General features: G+C 66.9%; 11 protein-coding genes. 1 reads left to right on the forward strand and 10 read right to left on the reverse strand.

The window, feature by feature from the left end; all coding sequences use genetic code 11:
• Positions 1-124: 124 nt before the first annotated feature.
• The 9 genes from VEG08_05520 to VEG08_05560 all read right to left on the reverse strand — a co-directional run bounded on the left by VEG08_05520 (position 125) and on the right by VEG08_05560 (position 8,516).
• The gene (locus VEG08_05520) at positions 125-1,246 is read right to left on the reverse strand and encodes an SAM-dependent methyltransferase (protein HXZ27444.1); all 1,122 of its coding nucleotides are present in this window, start codon (positions 1,244-1,246) and stop codon (positions 125-127) included.
• Positions 1,243-1,548 carry a hypothetical protein gene (locus VEG08_05525; GenBank protein ID HXZ27445.1) on the reverse strand — a complete coding sequence of 102 codons (306 nt, stop codon included), beginning with the start codon at positions 1,546-1,548 and terminating at the stop codon, positions 1,243-1,245. The genes VEG08_05520 and VEG08_05525 overlap by 4 nt, the downstream gene beginning before the upstream one ends.
• Positions 1,549-1,745: 197 nt before the next feature.
• Positions 1,746-2,987: an ABC transporter permease gene (locus VEG08_05530; GenBank protein ID HXZ27446.1), complete on the reverse strand. Its 1,242-nt coding sequence runs from the start codon at positions 2,985-2,987 to the stop codon at positions 1,746-1,748.
• A 3-nt stretch (positions 2,988-2,990) separates the two neighbouring features.
• Positions 2,991-4,238, reverse strand: a complete 1,248-nt coding sequence (locus VEG08_05535) for an ABC transporter permease (protein ID HXZ27447.1) — start codon at positions 4,236-4,238, stop codon at positions 2,991-2,993.
• A 290-nt stretch (positions 4,239-4,528) separates the two neighbouring features.
• Positions 4,529-5,773: an ABC transporter permease gene (locus VEG08_05540; protein HXZ27448.1), complete on the reverse strand. Its 1,245-nt coding sequence runs from the start codon at positions 5,771-5,773 to the stop codon at positions 4,529-4,531.
• 15 nt (positions 5,774-5,788) lie between these two features.
• The gene (locus tag VEG08_05545) at positions 5,789-7,045 is read right to left on the reverse strand and encodes an ABC transporter permease (protein ID HXZ27449.1); all 1,257 of its coding nucleotides are present in this window, start codon (positions 7,043-7,045) and stop codon (positions 5,789-5,791) included.
• Between the two features lie 133 nt (positions 7,046-7,178).
• A complete protein-coding gene (locus tag VEG08_05550) occupies positions 7,179-7,778 on the reverse strand; it encodes a 3-hydroxyacyl-CoA dehydrogenase NAD-binding domain-containing protein (GenBank protein ID HXZ27450.1) in 600 nt (199 codons plus the stop codon).
• Positions 7,771-7,968: a hypothetical protein gene (locus VEG08_05555; protein HXZ27451.1), complete on the reverse strand. Its 198-nt coding sequence runs from the start codon at positions 7,966-7,968 to the stop codon at positions 7,771-7,773. Before VEG08_05555 ends, VEG08_05550 begins: the two co-directional genes overlap by 8 nt.
• A 122-nt stretch (positions 7,969-8,090) precedes the next feature.
• Positions 8,091-8,516, reverse strand: a complete 426-nt coding sequence (locus tag VEG08_05560) for a hypothetical protein (protein ID HXZ27452.1) — start codon at positions 8,514-8,516, stop codon at positions 8,091-8,093.
• 92 nt (positions 8,517-8,608) lie between these two features.
• Between VEG08_05560 and VEG08_05565 the strand changes: the two genes are divergently transcribed.
• Positions 8,609-9,100, forward strand: a complete 492-nt coding sequence (locus VEG08_05565) for a hemerythrin domain-containing protein (protein ID HXZ27453.1) — start codon at positions 8,609-8,611, stop codon at positions 9,098-9,100.
• A gap of 5 nt (positions 9,101-9,105) precedes the next feature.
• On the opposite strand, the gene malQ is transcribed toward VEG08_05565, so the two are convergent.
• Positions 9,106-10,372: 4-alpha-glucanotransferase (malQ, locus tag VEG08_05570; protein ID HXZ27454.1), on the reverse strand; the 1,267-nt coding region annotated here is incomplete at its 5' end.

Genomic DNA, 10,372 nt, shown 5'->3' on the forward strand with positions numbered 1-10,372 from the left:
ACCGCCAGGCCCTGCAGACGAACGACAACACCCAGAACGCGCTGGAAGAGGCGCGCAAGTATCTCTCCACGCCCTACCGGGGTGCGAAGCCCACGGAGGGCAACTAACAGCCGGCGGACGACGGTTACCGGGCAAAGGCCAGGCCGCTCAAGCGAGCGGCCTTTTCTTTTTCCACGCCGCGGGCCAGCACCAGCACCTGGAAGGTCTCCCCCATGCCTGCCGGAGTGACCAGATGCTTGAGCTGGAGCGTCACCTTGGCGCGCTCCTGAGGCAGGAGACAGGGTTCGAAGGCGTCGGCGAGTTCGTCGACCTGGCCGATACCCATGAGGAATTGCGCCTGGGTCAGCAGGCCGAGGCTCTCGAGGCCCGCCGCCTCAGCCGCCGCGCGCAGGGCGGTGAAGTTGACGTGGGCGGTGATGTCCTGCTCGCCGGGGGCCTCGTAGGGATCCTCGCCGGCGGTGTGCTGGCGATAGGTCATGAGCGTGCCGCGATGGCGCCCGGCAAGCTGCTCCTCCCGGGTGTAGCCGTAGTCGATGATGACAGCAAAACCGCGGGTCAGCCGGGATGCGATCTTCTGCATGGAGCCCATCGCCGCCAGCGGGGCCTCGACGCGCTCGCCCGGCTCCGGCCGGACGCCGTAGCGGTCGAGGAAGGCGTGCGCCTCGGGTGAGGGCGGACGAAAGCGCTCGACCAGCTTCCCATCCTCGACGTCCACATACACCTGCCCTTCCGGGGTGACCGCCTCCACGGGCAAGGCGTCGAAGAACTCGTTGGCGAAGACGACGGCATCCGCAAGCGGCCCGCGCGACTCTTCGAGCGAGGCGCAGACCTCGGCCCGCCCTGCGGCAATCTCCCTTGAGAAGCGCTCCGCCAGGCGCTGGCGCAGATCGGACGAATTCTCCACCAGCGAGAAGCGTAGAGCTTCGTGCAGTGCGGGGAACTTCTTCGCGCACCAGTCCAACACGTCCCGGGCGAACAAGCCGCGGCCGGGGCCCAGCTCGCAGATCACGAAGCTGCGGGGCGAGTCCAGGGCGCGCCACATCTCCTCGAACTGCCGGGCCAGCAGACGGCCGAAGACGGCGTGCACGTCGCTCGCGGTGTAGAAATCGCCGGCCTTGCCGAACTTCTCCTGCGGGCGGCTGTAGTAGCCGAGCTCAGGATGGTAGAGGCAGAGCTCCATGTAGCGCGAGAACGGGATGGGACCGCGCTGGCGGACCTCTTCTTCGATCACCGCGCGCAGGCTCACGAACGCTCCCGGGCCTGGCGGTCTTTGCGGTCCTGGGGTGTGCGGGTGAACATCTCGACGAAGTAGTCGTGCAGGCAGTCGTAGAGCTGACGCTGGAAGTGCCACTCGAAGGACGGGTGGTCGAGGTCGCGCGGATGCAGCTCGAAGAAGTAGGTGTGGACCTTGACCTTGGGATCCTTGAAGCGGATGACCACCTCCACGCCCTCGCCCTTGGCGCGGGCGTCGAAGTCGAGCAGGGGGTGCTCGTAGAGGCGCAGTTGCTCCAGCACGCGCTGCAGGCGGGGATTGGGGGCTTGGGACACGGCTCGATTGTAAATGGGAGCGTGCCGCCCCTGCCGGGGCTCGGAGGTTCTCCGCTCCCCACCCCGGCGTTTACGCCCCAGGCTAACCCAAATGCCGCCCTGCGAGATGTGCCACGGTGGCGCGCTGCCGCCAGGATGCAAGAGTGGGCCGTGAAATCCGGAGTCCTCTGCGCTCTCTGCGATCTCAGCGGTGGATCTTACTCGTAGCGCAGGGCCTCGATGGGATCGAGGCGGGAGGCGCGGATGGCCGGCACCATGCCGCTGATGATGCCCACGAAGATCAGGATCCCGGTGGCCACCAGGAGGTTGCCGGGATCGATGATCAGGTGGATATCGCCGGCCTCGGCGTTCTTGGCCAGGGCGCTGTAGAGGGTAAGCGAGCCCACCGACTTGGCGATGATGAAGGAGAAGACCACGCCGATGGCGCCGCCGGCAAAGCTGATGGCCAGGGCTTCGGAGAGGAACTGGAGCAGGATGTGGCGCTTGCGCGCGCCCAGCGCCTTGAGCACCCCGATCTCGCGGGTGCGCTGCTGCACCGAAACCAGCATGATGTTCATCAGCCCCACTCCACCGATGCCCAGGGTGAGGGCGCCGATGAAGGCCAGCAGGATCTGCAGCCCGGCGGTGATGATGCGGAACTGCGAGACCTGGCGCATGGAGTTGAAGAGGAAGATGGCGCGGTGGTCGTCGGGGCGGAACTGGTGGGCCTCGGCCAGGGTGCCGCGCACCATGTCCTCCACCCGCTCGTAGTCCATGCCTTCGTAGTCCATCCACATGCCGTCGATGTACTGGGTGTTGACCAGGTCGCCGATGGCAGTGAAGGGGATGTAGACGATGCGATTGATATCGTCGTTGCCCTCCTGCATCTTGGGAGCGAGCACGCCGATCACCTGGAAGCTGAGGCCGTTGATGCGGATGTACTCGCCCACCGCGTAGCGGCCGCTGAACAGCTTGCTCTTGGCCTCCGAGCCGATCACGGCCACGCGCGCGTGCTGCAGCTCGTCTTCCTCATCGAAGAAGCGGCCCACCTCCGGCTTGAGCACGCGGATGTTCTGGATGTTGGGGTAGTTGCCCGACACCGGAAAGTCGAAGGAGCGGTTGTCGGCCACCACCGTCATCTGGCGGTCCACGTCGGGGGAGATGTGCTTGATGAGGGGGACGGAGTTGGAAAGGCGGTCCACGTCGTCGAGCGGGAAGCGGATCTGGACGCCGGCCTTGGCGCCCCCCGCCTGCATGGAGGTGCGGCCGGGGAAGACGGCGATCACCTTGGCGCCGAAGTTGGCGAAGATGTTGTCGATGGCCACGCCGAAGCCGGCCCCGTAGGAGAGCAGCAGGATGACGGTGGCGATGCCCCAGGCCATGCCCAGCAGGGTCAGGGCGGTGCGCCGCCGGTTGTAGCGCATGGCGCCGTAGGCTTCCTGGAGGAGGTCACGCAGCATGATTCACTCCTGCCGCAAGGCCTCCACCGGCTCCAGCTGCGCGGCCTTGCGTGCGGGATAGAGTCCGGCAGCGATGCCGGCCAGCGAGAGGCAGGCCATCGCCAGCATGGCAGTGAACGGCACCAGGGTGGGGGGATCGAAGCCCGGAGGCGAAGGCAACTGGTGCAGCGCCGCCATCAGGCCGGCCGCGGCCGCGAACCCGATGCCCCCGCTGACCACCGTCAGCATCACCCCCTCCAGGAAGAACTGGGTGAGGATGTTGCGGTTGGTGGCGCCCAGCGCCTTGCGCAGCCCGATCTCCTTGGTGCGCTCGCTCACCGAGACCAGCATGATGTTGATGATGCCGATGCCGCCCAGGGCCAGGGTCACGATGCCCACGAAGCCCAGGAAGTAGTTCATGGCGTCGAAGATCTTGCCCACCATCTCCGCGTTCTGGATGGTGTCCCACTCCTCGAAAGCGTCCTCGTTGTGCCAGTCGAAGTTGTGGTTGCGGGCCACCACCTTGTGGACCTCTTCGTTGGCCAGCGTATGCTCTTCCCGGCTGGTGGGCTGGAAGTTGATGAAGGTGACGGCGTCGGGGGTGTCGATGCCCTTCATGGGGAAATAGACTGCCATGGTGGAGTAGGGGATGAAGGCGCGGACGTTGGTGGAGTTGTTCTCGTCCTTGGTGAAGTTGGAGAGCACGCCCACGATCTGGAAGCGGATGCCGTTGAGCAGGATGTGCCTGCCGATGGGGGCCTCATCGTCGGGGAAGAGGTTGCGCTTCATCTCGTAGCCGAGCACGGCCACGTTGCGGCGCTGCTCGTTGTCGAGGTCGTTGAGCCAGCGCCCCTTGCCCATGGGCAGGTAGCGGATCTGGTCGAAGATGGGCAGCACCCCGGTGACTTGGCCGTTGGAGCTCTGGAACTCGCTGACCGCACGGATGTCGTTGCGCAGCAGCAGAGGCGAGGCGTAGCGCACGTGCGGCAGGCGCGCGATCTCCTGGTAATCCTGGTAGGTGAGGTAGTAACGGCGCATGCCCTGCCCCTGCCCCGGCACCGCCGGCACCCGCCCGGGGAAGATGAACATGATGTTCTGGCCGATCTCGCTCAGTTCCCGCTCGTTGCCGGTGCGGAAGCCTTCGCCCACCCCCACCAGCAGCAGCAGGGAGCCCACCCCCCAGGCGATGCCGAACATGGTCAGGAAGGAGCGCAGCTTGTGCGCCCACAGGGTGCGCAGGATCTGGAGGAAGATGTCGAGGAACACCCGCATGATGGCCATCCCCGGCGCGTCGGCCGCTCCTGCTAAGCAATACGAAGCAAAGGCCGCCGCGGTTCCGGCGACGGCGTCGGCTGCAGCACTCACTGTAGCAGAAGCGGCCCTTGACTTCCTGCGCACGTGATCGCGGCGACGCTCCCGGCCCGGTCAAGTCCCCGGGCGGGCTTCTCCGGCGAATTAGAGGGAGTGTGGTCGGTCGGGACTGTGCGGCTGCGCGAGGTCCTGCGACCCCGAAAGGGCCTCAGGCTGACACCGTCGTGCGGCCGGCGCCGCACCACCAGCGGTCACTCGTAGCGCAGGGCCTCGATGGGGTCGAGGCGCGAGGCCTTGACCGCCGGCAGCATGCCGCTGACCACTCCTACCAGCCCCAGGATGACCAGGGCGGTCAGCAGCGACGTAGGCGAGATGGCCAGGCGGATGTCGCCGGCGTCGGCGTGCTTGGCCACCGCACTGTACAGCGTCAACGAGCCCACCGCCAGGGAGATGAGGTAGGCCAGCAGCACTCCCAGCAGCCCGCCCAGCCCGGTGATGGTCAGGGCCTCGGCCAGGAACTGGAAGAGGATGGAGCGCCGGCGCGCCCCCAACGCCTTCAGCGTCCCGATCTCGCGCGTGCGCTGCTGCACCGAGACCAGCATGATGTTCATCAGCCCCACGCCACCAATGCCCAGAGTGAGAGTGCCGATGAAGGCCAGCAGGATCTTCAGCCCGGTGGTGATGATGTGGAACTGGGTCAGGTCCTTGAGCACGTTGGCCACGTAGACGGCGCGCTTGTCGTGGGGATCGAAACCGTGGGCGTTGGCCAGCACGCTGCGCACCGACTGTTCCACCTTATCGTAGTCCATGCCCTCGTAGTCCATCCAGATGCCGCCCAGGTACCGGGTGTCGGTCAGGTCGCCCATGGTGGTGTAGGGGATATAGACCTGGGTGTTGATATCGTCGTTGTTGCCCTCCTGCATCTTGGGGCGCAGGACGCCGACCACCTCGAAGGTGAGGCCGTCGATGCGGACGGTGTCGCCGACCGCATATTGCCCGGAGAAGAGCTTGCTTTTGGCGTCGGAGCCCAGCACTACCACGCGCGCCCGCTGGTTGACTTCCTCCTGGTTGAAGAAGCGGCCGTAGTCGATCTCGAAGTTGCGGATCTGCTGGAAGGAGGGAGCGACCGCGGCCACCGACCACTCGTAGTTGCGCTCGTCGCGGGCGATCTTGCCCTGCTTCCAGAAGGCTGGGGAGATGCGCTTGATGAGGGCGACGTTGGTGCGCAGGCGATCGATGTCATCCATGGTGAGGCGCACCTCGGCCCCCGCCTTGTTGCCGCCCACCTGCAGCGAGGTGCGTCCGGGAAAGACCCCGATCAGCTTGGTGCCGAAGTTGGCGAAGATGTTCTCGACGGCGAGTTGGAAGCCGGAGCCATAGGCCAGCAGCAGCACCACGGTGGCGATGCCCCAGGCCATGCCCAGCATGGTCAGAGCGGTGCGGCGGCGGTTGAAGCGCATGGCTTCCACCGATTCGGAGAGCAGATCGCGGACCATGACCTTACCTCCTCCTTATTCCTGGCGCAGGGCCTCGACCGGGGTGAGCAGGGCGGCCTTGCGCGCCGGATAGAGCCCAGCCACGATGCCGGCCAGCGACAGCGAGAGCACGGCGATGGCCGCCGACGAGGGAACCAGTTGCGGGGGATCGAAGCCGGGCGGGGTGGGCAGCTTGCCCAGCAGGATCATCGCCAGCCACGCGGCCACGATGCCGATGCTGCCGCTCAGCGTTGTCAGGAAGGCGCCCTCGAGGAAGAACTGGGTCAGGATGCTGCCGTTGGTGGCGCCCAGGGCCTTGCGCAACCCGATCTCGCGGGTGCGCTCGCCCACCGCCACCAGCATGATGTTGATGACCCCGATGGCGCCCAGCAGCAGCGTGACCAGCCCCACACTCCCCAGAAAGGTGTTCATGGCGTCGAAGATCTTGCCGGTGGTGCGCAACTGGTCGATGGTGTCCCAGTCAAACCAGTAGTCGTCCACGTCGGGATCGATGCCACCGTGGTTCTGGCCCACCAGCACACGCACCTCGCGCCGCGTCTCCAGGTCGCGGTCGGGGTCCTTGGGCTGGTAGTTGATGTAGGTGATGGAATCGGGGGAGTCGGGATGGTCGGCGTCGGCCAGCGGGAAGTGCTCCCGCATCACGCTGAAGGGGATGAAGGCGCGCATGTCGGTGGCGCTGGCCTCGCCGCGCATCTTCTTGCAGGTGCCCACCACCACGAAGCGGTAGCCGTTGAGCAGCACGGTGGCCCCGATGGCGCGCTTGCCGTTGAAGAGGTTGTTGTAGAGCTCGTTGCCCAGCACCACCACGTAGTGGTGGTCGGCGTCGTCGTTTTCGTCCAGCCAGCGCCCGTCCAGCATGGGCATGAAGCGCAGCTTGTTGTAGTTGGGCGTGACCCCGAGGATCTGCCCGTTGGTGCTCTGGCTGTCGTAGTTCATGCGCATGTCGCCGCGGATGAGCACCGGGGTGACGTAGCGGACCTCGCGCGCCTGGTTCTTGATGCTGAGGTAGTCGGCGTAGGTGACTTGGAAGGTGCGGCTGGCGGTGTGGCTGCCGGGAGCGGCGGGAATCCGCCCCCCGAAGAGGAACATGATGTTCTCGCCGATGGTGTCGAGCTGCTTTTTGTTGCCGGTGCGGAAGCCTTCGCCCATCCCTACCAGCAGCAGCAGCGAAAAGACCCCCCAGGCGATGCCGAACATGGTGAGGAAGGAGCGCAGCTTGTGCGCCCACAGCGTGCGCAGGGTCTGGGAGAAGATGTCGAGCAGCAGGCGCATGGTCTCACCCCAGGGGCAGGAACTCGCGGCCGAGCGTCCTATCCGATCAGGACGAAAAACGAGCCTGCCCAGTTCGGAAAACCTGCCGGTTAGACCGGAGAGAGAGAGAAAGGTTATCGGGAAAGTGGTGGGCCTAGCTCTTGGCTTCGGGAGTGCCGGCAGGGATGAACGCTGCGGATTCCGGGACGAGAGCGGCGCTCCCGTCGATGAGTCGCGCCACCGCAGTGACGGCGACGACGACTTCGTCCTCGGTTTCGCGGGTGGGCACGATCTCGATTCGCGCGGGCCCAGCGGCCGGATCGCTGAAGCGCAGCCCCAAGCACCGCCCCCGGCGCCAAGTTGTGGAGGCGATCTCGCTGGGAGGAAGAGTAACGCTGCTGCAAGCCAGGATGGTGCCGGGGCGGCACATCTTGTCGAGCAGGAGGAAGATCTCGAGCTTGGATTCGAGCTCGTCGGGAACCGCCTCGATCACCAGGTCGGCGGCGCGGGCGGCCTCCTCCAGCGAGCGGGTGTACTGGATGCGGCCGAGGGCGGCGTCGGCCTGCGCCCGGGTCGTCCGGCCCTGCTCCACCATCCGATCGAGCAGGCGGCGGATGCCCGCCTCGGCGCGACGCAGGCTGGCGGGCAGCAGGTCCTCCAGCAGGGTGCGGTACCCGGCGCGGGCCACGGCCTGGGCGATGCTCTGCCCCACCGGCCCGGCGCCGATCACCGCGATCGTGCGTACCTCAGGCACGCTTGCTTTCGCTCTCCAGTGTCTGCAGCAGGGTGACGAAGTTGGGATCCGACTTGCGCATATAGTCGGCCAGGCGCTTCTTCTCGTCGTCGCTGAGGAAGGGCAGGCTGGTGTTGATGCGCCGCAAGGTGCTGGAAATATCGTCCACGTAATTCATCAGACGGATGAGTTCACCGGTGGCCACGGTCATGAGGCTTCCTCCAGCCCTGGCGGGGTGCGCCCGGGCGCTCGTCGCTTCCCTGGAATCGCGGAATGCAACCTACCATTCTCGACGCTGGCGGGGCTTTAGTAAAGCGGGCTCGGTCTCGAGGATCAGTCCTTGTAGACCCAGCCCGCGACGAAGGTAGCCAGGAGAGCGCCAACCCAGAGGTCCACCATGTGCCAGAAGACGAAAATGCGGTCCACGGGCAGCCAGGCGGCCTCTGCCAGGCTCATGGGAAAGGCGATGGCAAAGCCGGCGAAGAAGCCGATCTTCAGGGCGGTTCGGGGGCCGGGGCCCATGGTCGCGCGCATGGCAGCGTAGAACCACGCCAGGATGTAGGCCACGAGAAAGATCGTCACGATCCAGTAGAGCGCAAACAGGGGATAGCGCGGCTCTTTGAGGTAGTGCCCGGCGGCCTGGGCGGCGGGATAGCGTGGCGCCAGCACCACCCCGTCCACGACGTAGCCTAAGAGGTTCCATACCACGGCGCCCAGCAGGGCGCCCAGCACGATCCTACGGGGATTGACTCCGGCCATCGGCCACCTCGGAGAGAGAATCGAGGCCGCAACTTCTACGCGCGGGCATGCTAGCGCCCGCTCCCTGGCGAGTCAAGCGCTAGAATGAGGGTATGCTGCGCGACCGCAACCTGATCCCGCTCTCCCGCCAGCACCAGCATGCGCTGGCGCTGTGCGTTCGGCTGGAGCGCGATCTCCAGAGCGGAGCGCCTTCTCCGGAGCAACTGACGGCCTGGCAGGTGGAGATCGAGCAGCTCTTCCAGAGCGAGGTCCGCTATCACTTCGAAGCGGAGGAGAAGCTTCTGTTTCCGGTGGCGCGGCGGCAGGCGGGGTTGCGCATCCTGGTCGACGAATTGCTGGCCGAGCACGTTCGGCTGCGCGCCCTGGCGCAACAGGCCGCGGTCCGCTCGCTCGACGCCCCAGGGCTGCAGCGCTTCGCCGAGACGCTCTCCGCCCACATCCGCAAGGAAGAGCGCCATCTTTTCGAGTCGTACCAGACGCAGGTGCCGGCGGCCGAGATGGAGCGCGTGGGCGCCGCCGTGGAAGAGTATTTCCAGGGCAGCGGCATGCCGGAAGCGAGCTGCGCTCTGCGCCCGCGGAAGTGAGCAGCTCAGGCGGCGGGTTCTTCCTCGCTCTCGCCGCGGCGCCGCTGCGGGACTTCCCGGACCGTAGGGATGCGATCGGTAGCGGTCGCCAGATCGGCCAGCTTCCGCGCCAGCTCTGGCGTCAGCGCCTCCGGAGACAGCCGCCAAGTCCAGTTGCCTTCCGAACGGCTAGGCACGTTCATGCGCGCGGAACCGTCGAGGCCGAGGACGTCCTGCATGGGAACGACGCACAGTTCCGCCACCGAAGCCGCGGCGGCGCGGATGAACGCCCAATGGATGCCGTCGGCGGGCTCGCCGAAATAGGCGCGCACGGCGCGGCGCTCCCCGTCCGTGGCCCCGGTCTTCCACCAGCCCACCAGGGTATCGTTGTCGTGGGTCCCGGTATAGGCGACGGTGTTGGGCTCGAACTTGTGCGGCAGGTAGATGTGGGCGCCGGGGTCGCCGAAGCCGAACTGCATCACCCGCATGCCGGGGATGTTGAGGCGGCGGCGCAGGGCGTGGACCTCGGGAGTGATGAAACCCAGGTCCTCGGCGATGAACGGCAACTCGCCCAGCCCCTGCCCCAGCACCTGGAAGAGGTCGTCGCCGGGACCCTCCACCCAGCGGCCGTGGACGGCGGTGGGCTCGGCGGCGGGGATCTCCCAGTACTTCTCGAAGCCGCGGAAATGGTCGAGGCGGATGATGTCGCAGGCACGGCAGGCCCAGCGCATGCGCTCCACCCACCAGTCGTAGCCGCGGGCCTGGAGCACGTCCCAGCGGTACACGGGATTGCCCCAGCGCTGGCCGGTGGCGGAGAAGGCGTCCGGGGGCACGCCCGCGACCACCTCCGGCTCCAGGGCGGCGTCGAGCTTGAACAGGTCGGGGTGGGTCCAGACGTCGGCGCTGTCGTAGTTCACGAAGATGGCCAGGTCGCCGATGATGCGGATGCCGCGCTGGGTGCAGGCGCGGTGCAAGGCTCGCCACTGCTCGAAGAAGGCGAACTGCAGCACGCGGGTGCGGTCGATCTCGGCAGCCAGCTCGCGGCGGGCCCGCTCGAGGGCGGCGGGCTCGCGGCGCGCCAGCTCCGCCGGCCAGCGGTTCCAGGAGATCAGGTTATGGCGGCGGCGCAGGGCGCCGAAGAGCGCGGCGTCGTCGAGCCAGCCGGCCTGCTCGCGGCAGAACCGCTCGAAGCGGGAGCGCCCGCCGCCGTTGCGGCCGGCGAGGAAGTTGTCCGCGGCTTCGAAGAGCAGCGGCAGCTTGGCGCCGCGGACCTGGGCGTAGTCCACGCGCGCG

The sequence above is a fragment of the Terriglobales bacterium genome, from assembly GCA_035624475.1.
In the GTDB taxonomy this organism is placed as follows: domain Bacteria; phylum Acidobacteriota; class Terriglobia; order Terriglobales; family Acidobacteriaceae; genus DASPRL01.

Coding starts and splice junctions, on each gene's coding strand:
- VEG08_05565 (HXZ27453.1), top strand. CDS start 8,609: ATGCTGCGCGACCGCAACCTGATCCCGCTCTCCCGCCAGCACCAGCAT.
- VEG08_05530 (HXZ27446.1), bottom strand. CDS start 2,987: ATGCTGCGTGACCTCCTCCAGGAAGCCTACGGCGCCATGCGCTACAAC.
- VEG08_05545 (HXZ27449.1), bottom strand. CDS start 7,045: ATGCGCCTGCTGCTCGACATCTTCTCCCAGACCCTGCGCACGCTGTGG.
- VEG08_05555 (HXZ27451.1), bottom strand. CDS start 7,968: ATGACCGTGGCCACCGGTGAACTCATCCGTCTGATGAATTACGTGGAC.
- VEG08_05560 (HXZ27452.1), bottom strand. CDS start 8,516: ATGGCCGGAGTCAATCCCCGTAGGATCGTGCTGGGCGCCCTGCTGGGC.
- VEG08_05540 (HXZ27448.1), bottom strand. CDS start 5,773: ATGGTCCGCGATCTGCTCTCCGAATCGGTGGAAGCCATGCGCTTCAAC.
- VEG08_05535 (HXZ27447.1), bottom strand. CDS start 4,238: ATGCGGGTGTTCCTCGACATCTTCCTCCAGATCCTGCGCACCCTGTGG.